This is a genomic window from Cupriavidus sp. (assembly GCF_057315035.1).
Genome location: NZ_DBHKYV010000016.1, coordinates 49,411 through 71,557 on the forward strand (window position 1 = coordinate 49,411; position 22,147 = coordinate 71,557).

22 protein-coding genes are annotated in these 22,147 nt (G+C 56.8%); 7 read left to right on the top strand and 15 right to left on the bottom strand.

The features are described 5' to 3' along the window. The first annotated feature begins 22 nt into the window (after positions 1 to 22). The 4 genes from ACO550_RS19675 to ACO550_RS19690 all read left to right on the top strand — a co-directional run bounded on the left by ACO550_RS19675 (position 23) and on the right by ACO550_RS19690 (position 2,954). Positions 23 to 811, top strand: coding sequence for a DODA-type extradiol aromatic ring-opening family dioxygenase (locus ACO550_RS19675; RefSeq protein ID WP_315593641.1), 789 nt, complete (start codon positions 23 to 25; stop codon positions 809 to 811). Between the two features lie 20 nt (positions 812 to 831). Then, on the top strand, positions 832 to 1,506 hold the full coding sequence (locus ACO550_RS19680; RefSeq protein ID WP_315593642.1) for a phospholipase: 675 nt from the start codon (positions 832 to 834) through the stop codon (positions 1,504 to 1,506). Positions 1,507 to 1,533: 27 nt separating this feature from the next. Next, positions 1,534 to 1,935 (top strand): DoxX family membrane protein, encoded by a 402-nt coding sequence (locus tag ACO550_RS19685; RefSeq protein WP_315593643.1) that lies wholly within the window; start codon positions 1,534 to 1,536, stop codon positions 1,933 to 1,935. 104 nt (positions 1,936 to 2,039) lie between these two features. Further along, the gene (locus ACO550_RS19690) at positions 2,040 to 2,954 is read left to right on the top strand and encodes a LysR substrate-binding domain-containing protein (RefSeq protein WP_315593644.1); all 915 of its coding nucleotides are present in this window, start codon (positions 2,040 to 2,042) and stop codon (positions 2,952 to 2,954) included. A 55-nt stretch (positions 2,955 to 3,009) separates the two neighbouring features. On the opposite strand, the gene ACO550_RS19695 is transcribed toward ACO550_RS19690, so the two are convergent. Further along, positions 3,010 to 3,216 carry a 4-oxalocrotonate tautomerase family protein gene (locus ACO550_RS19695; protein WP_315593645.1) on the bottom strand — a complete coding sequence of 69 codons (207 nt, stop codon included), beginning with the start codon at positions 3,214 to 3,216 and terminating at the stop codon, positions 3,010 to 3,012. 356 nt (positions 3,217 to 3,572) lie between these two features. Here ACO550_RS19695 and maiA point away from each other — a divergent pair, with 356 nt between their 5' ends. After that, positions 3,573 to 4,268, top strand: coding sequence for a maleylacetoacetate isomerase (gene maiA, locus ACO550_RS19700; RefSeq protein ID WP_315593646.1), 696 nt, complete (start codon positions 3,573 to 3,575; stop codon positions 4,266 to 4,268). Between the two features lie 144 nt (positions 4,269 to 4,412). Here maiA and ACO550_RS19705 read toward each other — a convergent pair whose 3' ends face one another. The 10 genes from ACO550_RS19705 to ACO550_RS19750 form a co-directional block, all read right to left on the bottom strand. Then, entirely contained in the window at positions 4,413 to 5,516 is a 1,104-nt protein-coding gene (locus ACO550_RS19705) for a porin (RefSeq protein ID WP_315593647.1), read from the bottom strand. A 343-nt stretch (positions 5,517 to 5,859) separates the two neighbouring features. Continuing rightward, positions 5,860 to 6,885 carry a 4-hydroxy-2-oxovalerate aldolase gene (dmpG, locus tag ACO550_RS19710; RefSeq protein WP_315593648.1) on the bottom strand — a complete coding sequence of 342 codons (1,026 nt, stop codon included), beginning with the start codon at positions 6,883 to 6,885 and terminating at the stop codon, positions 5,860 to 5,862. Positions 6,886 to 6,908: 23 nt separating this feature from the next. Beyond that, a complete protein-coding gene (locus tag ACO550_RS19715) occupies positions 6,909 to 7,853 on the bottom strand; it encodes an acetaldehyde dehydrogenase (acetylating) (RefSeq protein ID WP_315593649.1) in 945 nt (314 codons plus the stop codon). Between the two features lie 27 nt (positions 7,854 to 7,880). Further along, positions 7,881 to 8,072, bottom strand: a complete 192-nt coding sequence (locus tag ACO550_RS19720; RefSeq protein WP_315593650.1) for a 2-hydroxymuconate tautomerase — start codon at positions 8,070 to 8,072, stop codon at positions 7,881 to 7,883. A 23-nt stretch (positions 8,073 to 8,095) separates the two neighbouring features. After that, a complete protein-coding gene (gene dmpH / locus ACO550_RS19725; RefSeq protein WP_315593651.1) occupies positions 8,096 to 8,884 on the bottom strand; it encodes a 2-oxo-3-hexenedioate decarboxylase in 789 nt (262 codons plus the stop codon). 28 nt (positions 8,885 to 8,912) lie between these two features. After that, positions 8,913 to 9,695 (bottom strand): 2-oxopent-4-enoate hydratase, encoded by a 783-nt coding sequence (dmpE, locus tag ACO550_RS19730; protein ID WP_315593652.1) that lies wholly within the window; start codon positions 9,693 to 9,695, stop codon positions 8,913 to 8,915. Between the two features lie 10 nt (positions 9,696 to 9,705). Beyond that, positions 9,706 to 11,160 carry a 2-hydroxymuconic semialdehyde dehydrogenase gene (locus tag ACO550_RS19735; protein ID WP_315593653.1) on the bottom strand — a complete coding sequence of 485 codons (1,455 nt, stop codon included), beginning with the start codon at positions 11,158 to 11,160 and terminating at the stop codon, positions 9,706 to 9,708. A gap of 41 nt (positions 11,161 to 11,201) precedes the next feature. Next, positions 11,202 to 12,560: an aromatic acid/H+ symport family MFS transporter gene (locus ACO550_RS19740; RefSeq protein ID WP_315593654.1), complete on the bottom strand. Its 1,359-nt coding sequence runs from the start codon at positions 12,558 to 12,560 to the stop codon at positions 11,202 to 11,204. A 69-nt stretch (positions 12,561 to 12,629) separates the two neighbouring features. Then, positions 12,630 to 13,334 carry a class II aldolase/adducin family protein gene (locus tag ACO550_RS19745; protein WP_315593655.1) on the bottom strand — a complete coding sequence of 235 codons (705 nt, stop codon included), beginning with the start codon at positions 13,332 to 13,334 and terminating at the stop codon, positions 12,630 to 12,632. Then, the gene (locus ACO550_RS19750) at positions 13,331 to 14,194 is read right to left on the bottom strand and encodes a VOC family protein (RefSeq protein WP_315593656.1); all 864 of its coding nucleotides are present in this window, start codon (positions 14,192 to 14,194) and stop codon (positions 13,331 to 13,333) included. The genes ACO550_RS19745 and ACO550_RS19750 overlap by 4 nt, the downstream gene beginning before the upstream one ends. Before the next feature lie 344 nt (positions 14,195 to 14,538). Here ACO550_RS19750 and ACO550_RS19755 point away from each other — a divergent pair, with 344 nt between their 5' ends. Continuing rightward, complete coding sequence (locus tag ACO550_RS19755) at positions 14,539 to 15,468, top strand: LysR substrate-binding domain-containing protein (RefSeq protein WP_315593657.1); 930 nt, start codon at positions 14,539 to 14,541, stop codon at positions 15,466 to 15,468. A gap of 168 nt (positions 15,469 to 15,636) precedes the next feature. Here ACO550_RS19755 and pyk read toward each other — a convergent pair whose 3' ends face one another. The 4 genes from pyk to ACO550_RS19775 form a co-directional block, all read right to left on the bottom strand. Beyond that, complete coding sequence (gene pyk / locus ACO550_RS19760) at positions 15,637 to 17,055, bottom strand: pyruvate kinase (RefSeq protein WP_315593658.1); 1,419 nt, start codon at positions 17,053 to 17,055, stop codon at positions 15,637 to 15,639. Positions 17,056 to 17,068: 13 nt separating this feature from the next. Next, complete coding sequence (locus ACO550_RS19765) at positions 17,069 to 18,346, bottom strand: DUF4147 domain-containing protein (RefSeq protein ID WP_315593659.1); 1,278 nt, start codon at positions 18,344 to 18,346, stop codon at positions 17,069 to 17,071. A gap of 180 nt (positions 18,347 to 18,526) precedes the next feature. After that, positions 18,527 to 19,501, bottom strand: coding sequence for a tripartite tricarboxylate transporter substrate binding protein (locus tag ACO550_RS19770; RefSeq protein WP_315593660.1), 975 nt, complete (start codon positions 19,499 to 19,501; stop codon positions 18,527 to 18,529). Between the two features lie 44 nt (positions 19,502 to 19,545). Further along, entirely contained in the window at positions 19,546 to 20,697 is a 1,152-nt protein-coding gene (locus ACO550_RS19775) for an enolase C-terminal domain-like protein (RefSeq protein WP_315593661.1), read from the bottom strand. A gap of 365 nt (positions 20,698 to 21,062) precedes the next feature. On the opposite strand from ACO550_RS19775, the gene ACO550_RS19780 reads away from it, so the two are divergent. Beyond that, complete coding sequence (locus ACO550_RS19780; RefSeq protein ID WP_315593662.1) at positions 21,063 to 22,085, top strand: hydroxyacid dehydrogenase; 1,023 nt, start codon at positions 21,063 to 21,065, stop codon at positions 22,083 to 22,085. Positions 22,086 to 22,147: the final 62 nt, after the last annotated feature.

Sequence of the window (22,147 nt, forward strand, 5' to 3'; positions counted from 1 at the left end):
CCAAGCAATATCGGAGCTGAAAATGGGACAACCTTTCCCCGTCCTTTTCGTATCGCACGGCGCCCCGACATTCGCTGTAGAGCCCGGTTTGGCGGGAGCAGCGTTGAACTCGCTTGGCAAGGAGCTTCCTACCCCACGCGCGGTCGTCATTTTGTCACCTCACTGGCGTAGCAACCGATCCATTCGAGTAACGGGACATGCGCAACCGGAAACGGTTCACGACTTCGGAGGATTTCCTGACGCACTGTACCGCCTGCGCTATCCCGCGCCCGGCGCCCCGGACCTCGCCGCCAGCATTGTAGACACGCTAAATGCTTCTGGATGGGAAGCGGAGATTGACCAACGCCGCGGCTGGGATCATGGCGCATGGGTTCCCCTGCTTCATCTTTTTCCGTCTGCGAACGTACCGGTCGTGCAGCTGTCGATGCCGGCGTCCATGGATCCGGTAAGCGCTTTGCGACTGGGACAAGCGCTGGAGTCTTTGCGATCCGAGGACATTTTGATTGTTGCGTCCGGCAGCCTCACTCACAACCTCTATGAGTTTCGAGGTTCGGGGCCTGATGCCGCTCCGTATGTCGAAGGATTCGCCACCTGGACGGCAAGTGCACTTGCGCGACAGGATACTGACGCGCTGATCAACTATCGGGAGGAGGCTCCTGATGCCGTGCGCGCACATCCCACGGACGAGCACTTTCTCCCTTTGTTCATCGCTCTCGGAGCTGCAGGATCGGATTATCAGCTGCGCGTACTTGAAGGGGGCGTCGTGCATGGCGTTCTGTCCATGGACAGCTATCTGTTCTCCAATCCGTAAAGAAAACATCGCGTATCGACATGACAAATCAAAACCTTCTTTGGTCTGATGCCAAGAAAGAACCTTCCTCCGGCTTGCTTTATCGGAGGTCCAGTCAAACCGAAATGCCACGCGGGCGCCTGATCTTGCTGCATGGGGTAGGTGGTAACGAATCGAATCTTGCGTCAATTACTCCGTACCTATCGCCGGACCTGGAGTTTCTCGTCCTACGTGGTCCCCTGCAGTTGGGGGCCGGCTCTTACGCTTGGTTTCAAGTTAACTTTACCAGCGACGGTCCGAGCATCAACGTCGACCAGGCGGAGGAAAGCAGGCGTCTTCTCTTGGCCTTCATCGATGCACAGCCTCCGCTTCCTACGCTAATTGCCGGCTTTAGTCAGGGAGGCATCATGAGCGCCAGCGTAGGTCTTAGCGCTCCAAACAAGGTCCGAGGTTTCGGGCTGCTCAGCGGTCGTATCCTTCCTGAACTGCGAGACCGAATCGCACCAAAGGAAGAACTGGCATCACTCTCCGCGTTCATCGCGCATGGGCGACATGACCCTAAGCTGCCCCATTTCTGGGCGGACCAAGCCGTTGAACTGCTGAAAGATCTCGGTGTTACTCACAAAGCCCAGTCATACGAGATGGGCCATGAGATGACGCACCCCGAAATCACCGATTTTTCGAACTGGGTCAATGAGACCCTTGCTCTTGTCTAACCTTTCATCATCAGAACTTCTACTATCATGACTGACAACAAAGCCGCCCCCATCGCAGCCCTTGTTCTCCGCGTCGCGCTTGGAATCATGTTCTTAGCGCACGGCCTGACGAAGCTGTTTGTCTTTACGCCCGCTGGAACGGCAGGCTTCTTTCAATCCGTAGGTTTCCCTGGGTTCCTGGCTTATCCCATCATTGCCTTTGAGATCATCGCTGGTGTCATGCTGATTGCGGGTGTGTTTGCCCGCTGGGTAGCAGCCGTCGCCGCCGTGCAGCTGTTCGTAGCGTCGACAGTGCACTTCGGCAATGGCTGGAGCTTCACCAATCCCCACGGCGGATGGGAATACCCTGTATTCCTCTCGGTCGCCGCTGTTGCCTTGGCGTTGATTGGCGACGGGGCCCTGGCTCTGGTCCGATCGCAACGGACGTAATCCCTAGAGCAACCTGCTATAGGTTGCCCAACCGCACCTCTCGTTTCTCGTCCACCAGAGCGTTTCGGCAAGCCGAAACGCTCGTTTGCGCTTTGAACCTCACCATGCCAGACAAATTGCCCGAGAACCTCGGTGGGATTGCCACTTTCGTTGCGACGGCGACATCGAACAGCTTTACCGAGGCTGCGGCACGACTAGGAGTTTCTAAGTCTGCTGTTGGCAAAAGCGTCGCAAAACTGGAGGATCGACTCGGCGTCCAACTCTTCCATCGTAGTACACGCAAGCTCGCCCTTACGACGGATGGAGAGGCTCTTTACGCAGCATGTAGTGCCGCCTTGAGCGAGATCGCCGCAGCGCAACAAGCGTTAGCCCGCGGCGAGCAGGCCCCATCGGGGCCGCTCCGCGTGGACATGCCGGTGAGCTTCGGGCGCAAGTTCATGATGCCTGCACTGTCCATGATTGCGAAAGAGCATCCAGGTCTCGAGCTCACACTCACTTTCTCGGACCATCTGGTCGATCCCATCGATGAGGGGGTTGACCTGCAGGTGCGCTTTGGAGAGATACAAGATTCGTCAGATTTGGTCGCGCGGTTCTTAGTTCGATTGCGCCGCGTCCTGTGCGCCGCGCCCGACTACCTGGAATCTCATGGCGTTCCGCGTACGTTGGAGGACTTGGACGCTCACGTTGGAATAGTAATGCTCCGACGACGTCAACCTCTGGAATGGTCATTCGCCATCGGCGAACGTGAAGTCCGTTACCTCCCGCCAGTTAGACACAACATTGGCGATGGGGATGCGCTGATTGATGCGGCCGTTAGCGGCCTGGGAATATGCCAGTTTCCACACGCTTTGGTTCGTGAGCACATAGACGCAGGACGTCTGATCACGGTATTGGACTCACACGCCACCGAAGTGAATGTGCATGTCCTATGGCCTCGGACGGCTCGGATGCGCCCAAAGATTCGATACACCGTTGACCGCCTTGTCGAGATGGCACGCAACGGCTTCTTCGGTCAATAGGGTCAGCCGACCCGTCACTAGATGCGCATAAACACGCATCCCGAGCAGTACCAAACTAGCTGGAAGCTGCTTCATCAGAAGACGAGCCGAAGAGTGTTCCCGCGCCGGCCCAGTCGGAAGGCGCTACGTCCTCAAAAATCACGTAAATGTGCTTTGGATCCGTTCCCGTGTTGCGAACAATGCTATCCGTGACTTCTGCGGCTACCTTCTGCTTCGCTGAATGATCCTTTCCATCGAACCACGTAATACGTACGACCGGCATTTATATCGCTCCAAGTAAATTCCAGGGTATAGGCCACGCCACAGTGGCGTAGCCGAACAACCGCCCTAGTCATAGATGATATACAGCAACGCCTACCGATTCAGCGCCGTCCCGGGAGCCACAGTGTCGACTTTCAAGCTACCGTCGCGTGTCCGGTATTGCCGCTAGACTACGAAGTTACCGCGGCCTCGCCCGGCTGTCGGAAACCGCGGCAGGCCGACCGCCTATCCATCACGCTCGTCGACTTGTCAAAACGCTCTTTACTGCGGCGAGCCGACGATTTTTTATCGATGGCTGTCTGTCCACCATGGCAGTTGCGACGGATGAAGCACAGAGAGATACTTCGGAGACTGCTTATGGACAAGACGCCCAAGCTTCTGAACTACTTTCGTAGCACGGCATCGTATAGAGTTCGAATCGCGCTGCACCTGAAAGATCTTCCCTACAACTACATCCCCGTCCACTTGACTCGCGACGGAGGGGAACAATTCAAGGCCGATTTTCTACAACAAAATCCTCAGGCTCTCGTTCCCGTTTACGACGACGGCGAAAGCTCGATCTCGCAATCTTTGGCGATCATCGAGTACCTTGATGAAAAGTATCCAGAGACTCCCCTACTCCCGCGCGACCATGCCAGCAGAGCCCGCGTCCGACAGATATCCTTGGCAATCGCCTGCGATATACATCCTCTTCACAATCTGCGCGTACTGGAGCATTTGACTGTGTCTCTGAACGTCACGGAATCTGCAAAGGCTCGATGGATAGAGCACTGGATTGGAGTCGGCTTGGCAGCGCTCGAGAAGGTCGTAGCGGCAAACCGCCCCGTTGGAGCGTTCTGCCATGGAAACACACCCTCCATGGCAGATTGCTGCCTTGTTCCACAGCTTTATGCGGCGCGCCGTTTTGGCATCAACATAAATCAGTACACCACCCTCGCAGCAATCGACCGGGCATGCGCCTCAATCCAAGCATTTCGAGAAGCGATGCCAGCATTTCAGCCAGACGCGGAACCTGGCCCGCCCCTCGTTTTCGAGCACCGCCCCGCTATGTGAAGATGCTGGGTAGGACCAACATCAGAGTGTTGGGGGCGGTGATCACGCGCCGGTTCATTACGAAGCATAGGCACGTTCCGTTGAGGGACACCCACACTGACATCGCAGGTGACTATGCGGTGACGCCTAACGCCGATTTGAAGGTCAGAATACGTGCTTGATACCTGCCGTTACGCCGACCTGGTTGCTTCCTGGGGCAGGATTTGCGCCAGCTGCACCGCTACTCACCGATAAGGCAGACTGGCCTTTATTGTCGATGTAGCCGGCGGTCATGTACACAGACGAACGTTTCGAAAACGCGTATGTGCCACGGACGGCGCCGAGCCATGCTTTGTTGGCGCTGTTATGGAACCGTAAGTAGTACCCTTGCGCTGCGACATTAATGGTCGGCGTGACGTCATAGGAGACGCCCGCAAACCACAAATCGCTGCGGGGCGTTGGGCTTGCATCATTTCGTCGGCTGATTACACCCAAGCCCATCTTCACATTGGAGAGGATCATGTAGCCATTCAAGGAGGCACGATCATCCTTGAGGGCGCTGCTGTTCAGGCCAGCGAACGCCCCAGGCCCGCCTCTCAGAGAATCATAGACAGCACTCACTCCCCACCAGCCAGTTTCATACTGAAGCAGAGCCGACCATTCCTTGCATGCGCGGTAGTCGGATGCCGATTCTCCCGCGCAGTTTGTGGCGGATGGCCCGAGCGGAGTACCTGCTGTGTCTCGCCCGAAGCTGTAGGTCGCTCCAACGGTGAGTCCTCCGAACTTACCCTTGTAGGAAATTGCGTTATCGGCGCGAGCGTTTGGAAGGTAGCTGTCCAACGAACTGGAACCATAGACGTTCGGCCCCAGGATGTCCGAGTCCAGCGTCGACCAGAAAAGCATGGTGTACTGGCGACCCAATGCTACCTGCCCCCAATTGTCTGACAAGCCGACCCAGGCCTGCCGCCCGAATAACCGCCCACCCTGGTTGGATGTGCCAGAGTCCGGTGCAAATCCTGACTCCAGAACAAACTGGCTCTTCAATCCACCACCGAGATCCTCAGTACCACGCAGCCCCCACCGGGAAGGAACGGTACCCGACAGATTCAACATACGCGTCACGCTGTTGCTCTGCGGCCCGACCTTGTTCACGAATTCGACTCCGGTATCGATGACACCATATAGGGTCACCGAAGACTGCGCACAAGCCTCATGCCCGCAGGTCAATATAGCTGCCGCAATAACCGCACATCGCTTGAACCGGCTCATTCTCTTTTCTCCATGGGCTTTTCTCTCCTTTATGAAAGTCACGTCCGACAGGTTTCAGGCGTGCAGATGCACGGCGTCGCACTGGTCGACCGCAGCATCGGTCGGCCAAATCGCCGGACAGTGTCTGTGCTCTTCTATTTGTGCGGACTGCTGTAGGACGGCACGCGTTCAGCGGTGCAGTCCTACAGCAACCTTCTTAGGAAGGGGAGGCGGGATAGCGGGGCATGTATGGTCTCCTTAGTTGTTTTTATGCCGACCTCCGGCTGATCGCCGGAAGTCGGAGCACTACGCAGGGCTCAGTACGAACCAGTACTACAATCTTGCGGACCGGAAAGCCAAGCAACTAGGCAGCATTGCGCTGCGCAATCAAATCAAGCGCGACGTCGACAATCATGTCCTCCTGGCCGCCGACCATTCGCCTCTTACCGAGTTCTACAAGAATGTCCACCGTCTTGAGCTCATAGCGCTTCGCCGCTCCTTCAGCATGTCGCAGGAAGCTTGAGTACACTCCCGCGTAACCCAATGCCAGCGTCTCGCGATCCACACGTACCGGGCGATCCTGAAGCGGACGCACGATGTCATCTGCTGCGTCCATCAGCGTGTAGAGGTCGCAGCCGTGGTTCCACCCCAAGCGCGAAGCAGCAGCAATGAATACTTCCAGCGGCGCATTGCCAGCCCCAGCTCCCATGCCTGCCAAGCTTGCGTCTACTCGGTCACACCCTTCTTCCACGGCGACGATAGAGTTGGCGACACCGAGCGACAGGTTATGGTGTGCATGCATGCCCGTCTGGGTTTCCGCCTTGAGGACGTCCTTGAACTCGCGGAACCGTTCTCGCACATCATTCATACTTAGCGCGCCGCCGGAGTCAACGACGTAGACGCACTGTGCGCCATAGCTCTCCATCAGCTTTGCCTGAGCAGCCAAGGACTTGGGCGTGGTCATATGACTCATCATCAGAAAACCGACCGTGTCCATGCCCAGTTCTCTGGCGTACTCGATGTGCTGCCTCGAGACATCTGCCTCCGTGCAATGGGTCGCGATGCGAACAACCCGTGCCCCAGCATCGTAAGCATTGCGCAGGTCATGGACTGTGCCAACGCCGGGAAGCAGAAGCGTCGCTACCTTTGCGTGCGTCACGGTCTCTGCAACAGCGGCAATCCACTCCACATCGGTGTGAGCGCCGAATCCATAGTTGAAGCTCGAGCCGGACAAGCCATCGCCGTGTGCGACTTCAATCGAGTCAACACCGGCAGCATCGAGGGCTTCCGCGATCGTTCGAACGTGTTCGAGACCATACTGATGACGAATAGCGTGGCTTCCGTCGCGAAGCGTTACGTCCGAGATGTACAACTTCTTTGCCGAATTCATATCCTTCTCCGCCCTCACTTCGGTCAAGCCGACAGTCGTGTTTCGGCCAAACGTTCTGCACACGCCAGCGCCGCACTTGTCATGATGTCAAGATTCCCGGCGTAAGCCGGCAAGTAATGCGCCGCTCCCTCGACTTCCAGGAAGATCGACGTTTTCAACCCAGAAACGGCGCCAATTCCAGGCACATTCAGCGGAGCCGACGCAGGAATTCGTTCGAACTGCACCCGCTGCTTAAGTCGGTAACCAGGGACGTATGCTTGGACAGCCTTCGCCATGGCTTCGACACTCGCTTCAATCTGTTGGGTGTCTGCATCTTCGGAAAGCGTGAACACCGTATCGCGCATGATGAGTGGCGGCTCGGCCGGGTTCAGAATGATGATGGCCTTACCTTGGCGTGCTCCACCTACAGAGCAGATCGCATTGCTTGTCGTCTCCGTGAACTCGTCAATGTTCGCTCGGGTTCCCGGGCCCGCCGACTTACTTGAAATGGAAGCAACGATCTCGGCGTAGTGGACGTTGGCGACTCGAGAAACAGCCGCGACCATGGGGATAGTCGCCTGGCCGCCGCAGGTCACCATATTGAGATTGGTGGCATTCAAGTTTTTGTCGAGGTTAACGACAGGCACGACGTACGGCCCGATTGCCGCAGGCGTCAAATCGATAACTTGAATTCCGTGCTTCTGCAGCATCTCGTTGTGATGCTTGTGTGCTCCAGCCGACGTCGCATCAAACGCAATTCGGATGTCCTTGAATCCCGGCATCCGGACCAACCCATCGATACCCTCCGCGGTCGTCGGTATGCCGAGACGTGCGGCGCGAGCAAGGCCATCGGAGGAAGCATCGATACCGACTAGCGCCCCCATTTCAAGATTCAGGCCATTGCGCATGACCTTGATCATCAGGTCGGTGCCAATGTTTCCCGAACCAATAATTGCGACCTTGTGCTTGCCGCCTGATTTCATATCCATCTCTCTCTCCTTCTTGTCGCGGCGGCTTCAGCGGCCGAGTTCCTTTGCCGTCTTGCCACCAATGCCGAATTGCGTCTTTGGCATCTCTGAAATAATGACCCGGACACTTTCGATCGGCACTTCGACAGCCTCAACCGCGGCGTCCGTCAGCGCTGCGATGAGCCTCGCTTTCTGTTCATCGGTTCGACCTTCCATCAGAAACACTTGCATAATCGGCATGAAATGACTCCTAAGCTCGGCGCTCACACAAAGCGCATTGAAACGCTTCCCAGGTGCTGGTAGCGAACCGTTACGTTGTCTCCCGCGGCAACAGCGACCGCTTCAGTCACTCCGCCGGTCATAATGAACACCCCCGCCGGCAATTCACGGCCCCGTGCTCCGAGCATGTTTGCCAGCATGGCAACGCTACTTGCTGGGTGGCCCAAGACCGCCGCGCCTGCAGCGGTCGCTACTACTTCGCCGTTCTTCTCAAGTACGACCCCCAGATTTTTGAGGTCCAAGCCTTCAGCGCTACGGTGTGTTCCACCGACAACGAAGCGGGCCGACGAGGTGTTGTCGGCAATCACACTCTTAAGGTCAAATTTGAAGTTCTCGTAACGAGAATCGATGACTTCAACGGCGGGCACCACAAAGTCGGTAGCGGCCAGCACATCACCGATATGGCAGCCGGGGCCCTTCAGAGGACGTTTGAGTACGAAGGCAATCTCCGCTTCCACCTTAGGGTGGATAAGCTTGGATGTATCGATGGCCATACCATCCATACACGCGCCGTAGTCGGTGAGAAAGCCGTAGACTGGCTCGCTTACGCCCATCTGACGCATTTTTGCGAACGAGGTCAGCCCCATCTTGAGGCCCGCGACTCGGATGCCTCTCGCTTCTTTGCGAGCACGAATGGCATCCTGAATCGCATAGGCATCGTCCCAATCCATGTCGGGATACTTGTCGGTAATCTTCGACACCGCCTCACGATTCAGTTCGGCGTTTTCGAGGTGCTCAGCAAGCTGAGCGATGACGTCTTGATTCAAATTCATAGTCACACCTTGAAGTGGGCTTGGCCCCTCAAATGAAACGCACACCGGCCGATCCGATCCCGCCAAGGCTAATGCGAAGCTGGTCACCGGCTTTGACAGGAACCATTGCAGCCAGGGAACCAGAGAGAATGACCTCACCGGCTTTCAGAGACATCCCCAGAGTACCCAGCGTGTTAGCAAGCCAGGCAACCGCATTCGCGGGATGGCCGAGTGCCGCTGCACCCGCCCCTGTCGCTACAATCTCTCCGTTCTTCTCTAGGGTCATGCCAACGGTGGCCAGGTCCAACCCCCGCGGGTCCACGCCGCAATCTCCCAGCACAAAGACGCCTGAAGAAGCGTTGTCTGCAACCGTGTCCTGAATCTTGATCTTCCAGTCACGGATACGAGAGTCGACAATCTCGAAGCACGGGATAACATGCGAAGTTGCGCGGAGTACATCGGCCAACGTCACGCCTGGCCCTGACAAATCTTCCTTGAGCACGAAGGCAATCTCGCCTTCCGCCTTGGGCGCGATAAGGGAGTCAGCAGCAATCGCGGCGCCGTCGGAAAACACCATTCCAGACAGTAGATGGCCGAAGTCTGGTTGCCCGACTCCAAGCATGTCCATCACGACTTTGCTTGTAACGCCGACCTTCTTCCCAACCACCCGCTCCCCGGCGTCCAGCCTGTGCTTAACCATCGCAAGCTGAATCTTGTAGGCATCTTCGATTGAGATGTCATCCCAGCGCTCTGTCAGAGGCGCGATGGGCTGTCGATCTGACAAAGCTCGGTGAAGCATCGAGCCGATTTCATTCACTTGATCGTGTTGCATATCGCAGACCTTAGAGTTTCACGCAGACGTTTCGCAGTTCTGTATAGAACTCGAGGGAATGGACACCGCCTTCTCGACCGATACCGGATTGCTTAGCCCCGCCAAATGCTGTCCGGAGATCACGAAGGAACCAGGAGTTGATCCAGCAAATGCCAACATCGAGAGCACGCCCCATCCTGTGCGCCCTGCCGAGGTCGGACGTCCAGACGGTCGCAGCCAGGCCATAACGTGTGTCGTTAGCCATCGCCACAACCTCGTCCTCAGTGTCGAACGGCCTGATATGGCAGCAAGGCCCGAAGATCTCTTCGCGTACAACTGCCGCTGTTTCCGGCAAACCGGTCCAAATCGTCGGTTGGACCCACGCACCTTCTGCCAGAGCTCCCTGCATTTCCGGTACACCGCCGCCACTCACGACTGTGGCGCCTTCCTCTACAGCTTTCTGGTAGTACGAAAGGACTTTCTTTTGATGAGTAAGCGATACCAAGGGGCCCATAGTCACCCCTTTGGCATTGGGCGGCCCTAGTGTCAGACCTTCCGCCTTTTCCTTTAGAGCCGCCACGAAACGGTCAAAGATGGGGCGTTGTACATACACGCGTTCGGTACCCAAACACACCTGCCCACTGTTCTCGAAGGCGGATCGGGCAATCCCCGCGACAGCCTTGTCGAAATCGGCATCTGCGAACACGATGCCAGGATTCTTGCCGCCGAGTTCCAGGGAAACCGGCCTCACGCCCGTGGCGGCCGCTTTCATAATCGCTTCACCGGTGCCTGTCTCCCCGGTGAACGTCAAGCCGTTGACATGGGGATGCTGTGTCAAGAAGGCACCCGCTGAGTCGGGGCCAAATCCATGTACTACGTTGTAGACGCCAGGCGGCACTCCGACTTCGTTCATCACCTCGCCAAGCAAAGTTGCCGTCGCTGGCGTCTCTTCGGACGGTTTCACCACTACCGTGTTGCCACACGCGAGTGCAGGTCCTACCTTCCATGTCATGAGCAGCAGCGGCAGATTCCAAGGGCAGATCACCCCGATCACGCCGCGTGGAACTCGTACCCCGTAGTTCAGGGCATCTCCTCCATCAGGAGTCGCCATGGCGAAGCTTTCTGCCGGAACGTTCTTAATCAGATCGGCGAAGACCTTGAAGTTCGCTGCACCTCGCGGAATGTCAATATGACTCGCCACTGACGCCGGCTTTCCAGTGTCTGCAATTTCCGCCTGGAGGAACTCGTCGAACCTACGATTGATGCCATCAGCAACCGCATGAAGCATGTCCACGCGTTGGGCCACGGTCATTCGCCCCCACGGTCCTTTCAGTGCATTACGCGCTGCCAAAACCGCCGAATCTACTTCGGCAAGTCCGGCTTCATGAACACGGCCAATCAAGGTGTTGTCGATTGGATTTCTATTGTCGAACTGACGGGCTGTGGACACCCACTCCCCGTCGATGAAGTTCTTGAACTCTTTCATGAAGGTTACCTCTTGAATCAACCTGGAAAACTAAGTCGGATCTAATGGCCGCCGACGGACATTTGTGCTGCAGACACAGCGTCTCGACGACGGCGCGACAGCCCACCCAGAGCGATGGCGCCGAGCAGTGGTGGAATCGCGATGAACTGAAATAGCACCGCACCATCCGACAAGACGCTCAGCAGAACGCCACCGCTCACGGCACCCACAATCGACCCGAGGCGTCCCATTGCCAACGCGCAGCTCAAGCCCGTCGCGCGAACGTTCGTCGGATACAGATTCGCTGTCAGCGCGTTCATCCCAGTCTGCCCTCCCACAACTCCGAACCCCGCGCAGAAGACTGCGGCGGCCAACGAGGTTGGAGTTGTCAGGGTGTAGCCAATCAGAACCAGTGCTCCGCTAGAGAGCAAGTACGCGGCCCCAAGAACGTAGAATGGATTCAGACGATCCATCAGTCTCGCGAGCACCAGGGCACCAATCGTTCCACCGAGCGGCGCCATTGCCGCGATGCGCGCTGCCGTGCTGATGGCATATCCCTGTTCCCGCATGATGGTTGGCAGCCAGCTGGACAGGAGATAGAACACAAAGAGAGAGCAGAAGTAAGCCAACCATAGGCTCACCGTCGTCATGCGCCAGCCGCGACCGAGAAGCTGGCGAATACGCGGAGCTGAGTCACTGGCGGACGTCTCTGCGGCGACGATGCGGAATTGATCCCAGCGATCGTCTCCACAAATGCGGCGCACCAATTTTTTGAGCTCTTCGCTTCGCAGAGGGCGCATAGCCAGGAAGCGAACTGACTCTGGCAGCCACAGCGCGAGCACTGGGAGCAGCACGAGCGGTACCACACCACCCGTCAACAGAACGCTTCGCCAGCCAAAGCTATCGATAAGCCTTGCTGCCAGCTCCCCGCCGAGGGCAAAACCTGCGGTGAACCCGCAGAAGCTAAGCGTTACCAAAAACATCCGATGCCGTTTCGGTGAATACTCAGACGTCAGTGCAATTGACGTCGGCATCGCTGCCCCTAGGCCGAGCCCGGTCAGAAAGCGAAGCACAATGAGCATCTCCAGGCTGGTGGATGCTGCGGAAGCCGCCGTTCCGGCACCGAAAACAAGTACGGACAGGAGCATTACTCGCTTACGTCCTAGGCGGTCCGCCAGCGAGCCAAGCGCCAATGCGCCGACCATGAGACCAAACAAACCTGCGCTGAACGCGGGAGCGAGTGCGGTGACGGGAAGCTTCCACTCCTGTCTCAAAGCCGGTGCGATGTACCCGATAGCAGCTGTGTCAAAGCCATCGATTGCCACGATGGAGGCGCAAAGGGCAAGAACCAGTATTTGGAAGCGTGACAGTGGACTTTCGTCCACGATGTCCTCGATGCTGACGGTCTTTTGCTTTTCCATATTTGTCTCCTTGGGTGATTTGGACCACCTCAGTTGTCATTTTTTTGGTACTACAGTTATAGGGGCGACCTACTTGCTTTCGGGGTCTCCAAACGTCATGTATTCCCACATCCGTTCAAAGATGCGACCGCTGTACGTAGCGCGTTCTGACGCCTCGCTCGCTGAAATGAGCGCCACTTCTCCATCAAGATTTGCTGCACGTACTTCTTGGTCGAGGCGCGCGGCATCTTCCAGATACCAGGAAAGAACTACCGCCTCTTCAAGCGACCTTCCGGCAACGACTGCTCCGTTGCCGCGCATAACGACAGCATTTGCATCGCCCATTTCATCGATGACTGCGGCTGCTTGCACTGCGGTTCGGATGAGTTGTGGATCATCCCAAAGAGGCACACCTGCTCCAAAATACGTACCCATACCGTGAAGGCAACGGGGAGTCAGGCGCGCTGCTGAAAGCGACATAACCGTGGGCGGCATGCTTCGCACAATGCCACCTACGTCGGGGCGTCGACGGTAGATCTCTTGGTGAATGCGCACCTCACCGAGGACTCCCTGCGGCAAATCCCCGTGGACGCTAACGGTCATACCGAGGTCGCCCTTTTGGATCAGGCCCATCGGCTTTGCCGCGCATACAAGAAAGCTGTCTACTCCTGTACGAACGCTGCAGTGGCCGTAGGCGTGTGCCAGTTTGGATCGACCAATGGCGCGTGCGGCCATACGTACCAAGCGCTGCTGCTCTTCTTCGGTCTCATTGGGTTCAACCCGGATCGCGCTCATGCCTTGAACTCCTCGATGTCCGGCTTTGATCCCCACATGCAAAAGGATGAATAGGTACTCGGAAACTGGCGCGGCCGATACGACGACTCCTCGTCAGCCGTGATACTCCGAACTCCCGTTGAGTACTCGTAGATCATTCCATCGGGACCTTCGAAGTACAGGAAGATCGCGCCAGACGTAGGATGCCTGCCTGGTCCGAACAGGATGCGAATCCCGCTTTCCCTGAGCATGTAGTAGGACCTCATCAGATCATCAATACTCTCGACCTGGTGATTGATGTGCTGTACGCCTGCATAGGTTGATGGGAAAAGCGCGATCTTGTGATGCACCTCGTCAATGCGCAGCAGCGGCGCATCGCCAATCCAGTCACTGACCCGAGCGTTGCACAACTCCGTCCAGAACTTCTGATCGCGAGGGGGGTTCAGCGACCGCAAACCTATGTGGCTGAAGCCGCTAATGCCAGCATCGCGAGAGGGGAAGTAGCGTCGGCCACTATGGTGAGGAGCTACGACAAGTTCGATCTTGTTGCCCGACGGATCCTTGAATTTGACGAGCTCACGGACACGACGTAGCTCACATTGTTCGCTGGTACCGGCAAGCGGCTGCATGCCATGCGCTTCAAGCAGGTCCGCCGCGGCCTTGAGTGACGCTGAATCGGTCACCTCAAACGCACTCGTATGATCCGAAGGGTCTCCTTCGAAATAGCACAGAGTGTGGTCTCGGTTATCGGAGCGAAAATACACCGCACCGCTGGTGCGATGGGCAACTTCGAGGCCAAGTACTTTCGTGGCGTACGCAGTGCTGCCCTCGAGGTCTCGAGTTCCCAGCCTCACATACCGAATGTCAGATAGATGGATCATCGCGTCTCCTGTAGCCGCCTTGTTTTTGCGCCAGGAGACGCGGTATCTGATGCCACGTCATTGTGGCCCAACCGGTTTGTGTGTCTCCTGTGCCGCGGCCTGGTCGCTAGTAGCTACGGCGGCGTGTCTGGAGAGCAATGTAGCGAGCGCGTGGACATGCGCATAGCAAATGTTTAGGATTCAGATTATTTGATTTTCGGATATTGGGTGTATGGCCCAATATCGTCTTGCGGTGCAGCATGGGCGGATCGCGACGGCGGCCGCCCATGCTGCACCTAGGCATAGGCCGCCATAAACGCCAGCCACAGGGGCTAGAGTTCCCTTAACAATTCCCAATCCAGCACATGAGACTCGATCTGAATCTGCTCCGCATACTCGTCGCCATACATGAGTCAGGTAGTGTTACTGCTGCTGCGAAGCGCCTGAAAATGAGCCAGCCGGCCGCTAGTGCGGCTTTGTCAAAGCTGCGTGAATCGTTGACAGATCCGCTTTTCATAAGACAAGCCGACGGAATGGTGCCGACACCACGGGCGGATTTGCTAGCGAGCAGAGCGAAGGAGGTCCTCGATGCAATCGACCATGGGATTCTCCGCGCGCCGGAGTTCGACCCAAGTCAGAGTGAAGACGAATTTGTTTTCTGTCTGAGTGCGATCGGTGAGATCGTATTTTTGCCGAAGCTTGTTCGAAGCATCCGCGAACGCGCGCCGGGCGCCCGCGTACGAAGCGTGAGTCTGGCTCCAGATCGTCTTGAGGAGGCACTGCGAGTCGGCGAGGTCGACCTTGCCTTAGGGTACTTCCCCGATCTGCAGAAAGCAGAGTTCTTCCAGCGGCGGCTCTTTTCACATGACCTCGTATGTATGGTCAGAGCCGACCATAAGATTAAGGGTCCCCGCATGACGCTAAAACAGTTCACCTCCACGGAACAAGCCTTTGTTAAGGACGGTAATAGAACCCAGGAGATGTTTGAGGCGGTGCTTGCAAAGCAAGGAATCACGCGAAACATCGTGCTCCAGACGTCCCATTACCTGAGCATTCCAATCGTCATCGCAGAATCCGACTTGATCGTCGTCCTCCCTCGAACGGTAGCAAATGTCTTTGCCGACTCCACCCAAGTCCGTATCGTTCAACCGCCGATGGAAATCCCACCCTACGACCTTAAAGTCTACTGGCATCGTCGCTTCGCACATGACCCCAAGGCGAAGTGGCTACGTGAATTGGCCGTCGAGATCTTCGCCGACGATGGCTCGCCCGCTACTAGCGGGACGGTTCGCTAGAAGCGGCTTAACGGATGCAGTGCAATGGCGTTCGCCGGGCTTGCGTAACCCGTCACTGGTTGCTGAAAATCCCGGCGGCCAGATGCAGAAATGCAATGATGAACGGGAAGCTTTCGCGAGCTTCCACGCAAGCTTCCTTAGGTTGAATGCCGCCAGTGGCAGCAGAACTCACTGTACGGTTGCTATTCGCAGTAGATTTGTAGTACCCGCAACTGCAAACGGAAGTCCTGCCGAGACGACAATGGGCTGCCCCCTCTCTCCAAACCTCTCCTGAAGGACGGTTCGGCAGGCCAAGTCGGTCATCTCCACAACGTCCGCGACTTCGTGACAAAGAACAGCGTGTATCCCCCATCCAAGCGCTAGGCGGCGGGCCGTTGCGACCTGAGGTGTCATCCCGAGGATAGGCACCTCGGGACGCTCCCGCGCCATCCGCAATGCCGAGTACCCAGAGCTTGTGTATGTCACGACCGCTGGCGCTTTTAACAGACCTGCCACATGGCGAACCGCATATCCAATCGCGTCAGCCGCTTCCGGTCTCGGAACTGTATGGGACGCCTGAATTCCGTCGTGATACAAGGGGTCCGATTCCGTGCGGCTGATAATGCTATTCATCATCTTTACCGCCTCAATTGGGTAGCGCCCCGATGCAGACTCGGCCGACAGCATGACTGCATCAGCGCCATCGTAGATGGCGGTCGCGACATCTGACGCCTCTGCTCGCGTAGGTACAGGCGCCGAGATCATGGATTCAAGCATCTGTGTCGCCACGATAACCGGCTTGCCAGCCTTACGACATGCCCTGACTATCTGCTTTTGAAGTGAAGGAACAAGTTCCGCAGGCATCTCAACACCGAGATCGCCGCGAGCCACCATTACTGCATCAGCTTCGTTGACGATGGCGTCCAGGCTCTGGATGGCAGCGGGCTTCTCCAGCTTCGCAACGATCCCCGCCCGGCCGTTGACGATGCTCTTGATTTCCACAATGTCTTCGGCGCGTTGTACGAACGACAAGGCGATCCAATCGACGCCCAATGTGATTCCAAAGTCGAGGTCGGCTCGATCCTTCTCCGTCATTGCAGAGAGGGGAAGCACAACCCCCGGTACGTTGACACCCTTGCGGTCTGAGAGCATTCCTCCGTCGATAACGGTCGTTTCTGCGAAATCGCTGCCACAGCTGTCCACTCGCAGCCGAATCTTCCCGTCGTCAAGAAGGAGCTCGGCGCCCTCATGCAACGCCGCAAAGATTTCAGGATGTGGCAAGCTCACCCGATCTTCCGAGCCAGGAGCGTGCTTATCCAGGTCTAGTCGGAACGAAGCGGCCGCCCTCAACTGCACCGGCCCAATGCCAAACGTGCCCACACGCAGCTTCGGCCCTTGCAGGTCCAATAAAACGCCAATTGGGCGCCCCCTTTCCCGCTCGACGGCTCGAATCCTTTCGAGCCGTTCCTTGTGGTCCTGATGAGTGCCGTGGCTAAAATTGAGCCGGAACACATCGGCACCAGCCTCGAACAGCGCATCAATCGCCTCTGGCGTGCTGCTGGCTGGTCCTAGTGTTGCGACAATTTTGGCGTTGCGAAGACGTCTCACTACTTGCTCCAGGTTAACCGGCGATCAAAATCGCCCGGAAGTCGTTGACATTGGTCATCGTCGGCCCAGTAACTACGGAATCGCCTAGCGCGCCAAAGAATCCATGACCGTCGTTGTTGTCGAGACTTATCCTGGGATTGATGTCAGCCGCCCAGGCCCTGGTCAGCGTGTCGGGAGAAATGCTGGCTCCGGCGATTTCCTCGGCGCCATCTACACCGTCGGTATCGGCGGCCAAGGCATGCACGCCGGGAAGTCCATCAAGTGCGATGGCGAGCGACAGGAGAAATTCTGTATTCCGTCCTCCGCGGCCATTCCCTTTGATGGTCACAGTAGTTTCGCCGCCGGAAAGGAGTACGCAAGGTGCTTTGAACGGCTGCCCACGTAGCACTACTTGCCGTGTGATTCCGGCCATCGCACGACCTAGATCACGAGCCTCACCCTCGAGGCTATCTCCGAGGATATAGGGCGTGTAGCCGGCATTGCGAGCAACTTCTGCTGCGGCTTCCAGGGATGCTTGTGGTGTGATGATGGTCCGAATTGTGGCTGCGGCCAAGCGACGATCTTCCGGCTTGATGCTCTCTGCATCATCCCTCTCTAGGTAGCCGACGATGCTCTCTGGTACTTTGATCCGATATCTCTCAAGGATTTCCAGCGCGTCAAGCCGTGTTGTCGGATCTGCAACCGTCGGGCCAGATGCAATATCGACAGGACTGTCTCCAGGCACGTCGGAGATCAGAAGTGTAAGTACTCGTGCTGGATAGCACGCCGCCGCGAGTCGGCCACCTTTGACAGACGACACATGGCGACGTACGCAATTCATCTCAGAGATAGAGGCCCCGGACTGCAATAGCGCAGCGTTCAAATTTTGCTTGTCTTCCAACGAAATTCCTTCGCCGGGAGCAACAAGAAGCGATGAGCCGCCGCCTGAAATCAGGGCAATAACGAGATCGTCCGCAGAAAGGCCCTTGACCATTTCGAGCATGCGCGATGTTGCGCTGCGCCCCTTGTCATCGGGCACAGGATGAGAGGCCTCGACGACCTCAATGCGCTGGCACGGAACCGCGTGTCCATATCTCGTGATTACGAGCCCTTCGAGCGGCGCCGGCCAGTGTGCCTCGAGTGCACGCGCCATGGCAGCGGCTGCCTTTCCTGCCCCCACGACTATTGTCTTCCCCTTAGGCGGCTCTGGCAGATGCGGAGCCAGGGATCGCTCCGGTAGTGCGCTGGCCACTGCTGCGTCGAACATACTACGCAGTAGCGCTTGAGGGGCAACTGAGGAATGCTTATTCATACGATCAAGGGCGCAATGCGGAAGCGCTTAACCCCCACATGCTGTGTGCCGGCATCGCGCAATATGCTGGTGCATTTGAATGCAAGGGTAATATCACAGATGAGGCTGAGGTCGCCTCCATTGAGGATGGCGTACGTCACGGTAGCAGTAACGTACGCTAGGTCGGATATGCAGACTCGATTACTGCTTTGTGAAGATCTTTGGTGCGACAGTATTGAACGTATGCTGAATCGCGACGGCTTGCTTTTGAAGGTCGTCGCCGCGTACATCGGTCACCTTCATGCCATACTCCTTGGCGAAGGCCTTATACGAATCACTTGCCAGTGCCTTGGCGAACATCTCCTGCAATTGCTGAGCGCGATCCGGAGCCATACCCTTCGGCGCGACTAGGTACGACATCTGCTCAAGTGGTCCATACGGGAACACGTCGATCTTCTTTTCTGCAAATGTCGGTACATTGGGCAGGATTGCCACCCGTTCGTTCGAGAAGACCCCGACAGCCTTAATCAGTCCGCCCTGAATCTGCGCCATGACTTCAGATGGTTTCAGTATGCCAGCGTCGATCTGCTTACCGGCCAAGTCAGTGAGGACCTTTGAGCCACCGGTATAGGGGACGTTGACGTAGTCGACATTCGCGGCACGTGCCAACATGGCTGCAAATGTATGGTTGACGTTGTTGTTGCCAGGAGTTCCGATCGAGACTGCGCCCGGCGTCTTCTTCAGCAAGGCCATGAAGTCTTCGACGCTATTGACGGGACTGGCCTTGGGAACGACGAGGACGAGTTGTTCGACAGTCGTTTGATTCAAGGCTTTGAACTGGTCGATGCGCAACTTCGTCTCGTTCTGCGCCACGATGCCCATCAGCGACGACGTTGCGATGCCGACGGTGTATCCGTCCGGCTGGGCGTTGGCCACCTTCGTCAGTCCGATGATACTGGTACCACCCGGCACATTCTCGACAACTACCGTCACGCCCGATTTACCCAGAATTTCCGACAGCTTCCGGGCGGTCAGATCGACAGAACCGCCAGCATTCCACGGAACGACAAGTGAGATGGGCTTGGATGGGAATGCAGCATCTTTAGCATTGGCGGCGGCGCTAAACAGCGTTGCGATGACCATGGTCGCGCCTGCGGCGATACGAAACAGTTTCATTACTGTGTCTCCTCTAATAATGGGTACAACAAGAAAGCTTTAGCTCAAAACTTCACAACGTAACCAGGACCATCGATGAAGGCGAACTCGTCGAAGATCGACTCGTCGACATCAAGACCGAGACCCGGTTTTTCGAGAGGCACGACGCAGCCATTGGCGTCAGTTTGGAATCCAGCACCAAACATGTCCCGGAACGGGTTGTAGTGGGAAACGCATGCTTCAAAGTAGCCCGGGTTGTCTACAGCAGCGAGGTAGTGAACGCATGCCGCGTGATTGATACCCGTGGCAGAGCTATGCGGGTGAACCTTGTAGCCCCAAGCCGACACCATCGCAGCAATGCGGATGGCCTCGGTAATACCACCGGTCTTCGACAAGTCCGGCTGGAATACCTGCACTGCGCCCTCATCCAAAAGCTGTGCGAAGGCATAACGCGTGTAGTGATTTTCGCCAGCGGCCAGGGGCACCTTGGTACTAAAGGATGCGGCGGTCCGATACGCACCAAAGTTGTCGCAGGCGAACGGTTCTTCCAACCATCCAGCACGGATGTCTTCTAGAACTGGCATTAGACGGCGCACTTCGTCCAGGGAGTACGAAGCGTTGACGTCCGTCAGGATATCGATGCTGTCGCCTACATGGGCTCGCACATGGGTTAGACGTGCCGAGTCGTTGGCGACTCCGTCACCCAGACGTAGTTTGATCGCACGGTATCCCGCGTCGATGTATTGCTGTGCTTCCTCAGCCAGGGATTCGGGCGGTTGGTAGCCAAGAGCGATACCGCCAGCATATGCCGGAATGGACTTGCTGCTTCCGCCAAGTAGCTTGTACAGCGGTTGATTGCAGAGCTTGCCGCGTACGTCCCATAAGGCCATGTCGATGCCGCTCAACGCGAGAGACGCTGCTGCGCCGGTGCCATGGCTGGCCAATTGCATCTTGTGAACACGACTCCAAACACCGTTAGTGTCGAATGCGTCCATCCCAACAACGAGCGGAGCGATCGTGTTAGCGATCAGGCTCGTAATTGCGCCTGGACTGCGACCGGGATGAGCCTCGCCATACCCGACAACGCCGGATTCAGTTTCCACGCGAATGATGATGGTGTCGCGCTTAATGGTGCTGCCAATGCCTAGCGTCACGGTTTTGCCTTCAGGCAATCGGAACGAAAGAGGGATGGCTTTGACCGACAGAATTTTTGACATGCGATGAATTTCCTTCCTGATGCTCGGGGGAGGCTGCGAGTCACTTTCAGTGCGAGCCCTGCGTAACCTATGCGGTCCGCTTCGCCCATTTGGCCGTGCCTCCTCATGTTTCCGCGGCCAAAGTAGCTTCCGATCGTCTCCATCCAGCACCACATCGATAGACGAAAGCCATTGACTTACTAATTTCGATGCGATACATAAATGTTTACGTAGTCATTCTATGGCGACCGGCAGCGGAAGGGAAGCGCAAAATATTGCGCACCGCATCAATGTGATCCCGGCATCCACCTGATGCATCGCCTAGATAGGTCTTCGGCACAGGATTGTCGACCGGCGCTACGACTAAACGCTAATTTGGAGATGAAATGAAAGCTGTCGTGAATCGCCGTCCGCGCGTGCTTCTGACGGACGCAATCCTCCCGGAGGCGCAGCATCTGCTCGCAGAAAATGCAGATGTCGATCTACTTCCACCAGGTCTAACGGGCCCCGCCAGCGATGATGCGCTCAGGCAGCGCATCGAAGAATACGACGGCCTGATAGTGCGCCGACAACTGCCTGCTGACATATTCGAACGACCGACTAAGCTCCGTGGCGTGGTACGGCACGGTGTAGGCGTGGACTTTATTCCCGTTGACCGAGCGACTGTTCACGGGATTGCGGTCGCAAACACGCCTGCGACCAACTCAAACGCTGTCGCGGAGTATGCGATCTCTGCCATCTTCGCAATGGCTCGAAGGCTTGCCGAGTTCAACGAGGCGGTGAGACATCACAACTGGGATCACCGTACGCGCTCCGGCACCCACTGTATGGAAATACGAGGTTCGACACTTGGGATCATTGGCTTCGGTGCGATTGGCAGCCGGACAGCAGACATCGCTTCCGCAGGCTTACAAATGAATGTGGTCGCACACACATCGACGCCGTCTAAGCTTCCCCGCAGCGTTGAGTCGGTCGATCTTAATGCGTTGTTCGCGAAAAGCGACTTTATCGTGGTCGCTTGCCCCCTTACGCCGTCCACACGCGGGCTAATCAATGCTGACGTGCTAGCGTCCGCAAAAAAGCGCCCTATCCTCATCAACGTGGCACGGGGTCCGGTGATTCAACAAGACGACTTCATTGCTGCACTGACGGACGGCTCGCTAGGCGGTGCGGTGCTCGACGTTTTCGACGAACACCCGCTTCCTTCTCATAGCCCGCTCCGCACTGCGCCAAGCGTTCTGCTTACGCCACACGTTGCAGGCCTGACCCAGGATGCGCTTCGAGCCATGGGATTTGCAGCCGCAAACACGATGGCGGAAATGCTGGAAGGTAAGGTGCCATCTAGCGTCGTGAACCCCGATTTCTCGAAAAATACATCTCGTGAAATCGCCGGCGGCTTAAATAGCTAAAACGTCACTTAAAATGGTGCAAGTAAGTGGTTACGTATGCATCGCCCGAACAAGAAGGAGGA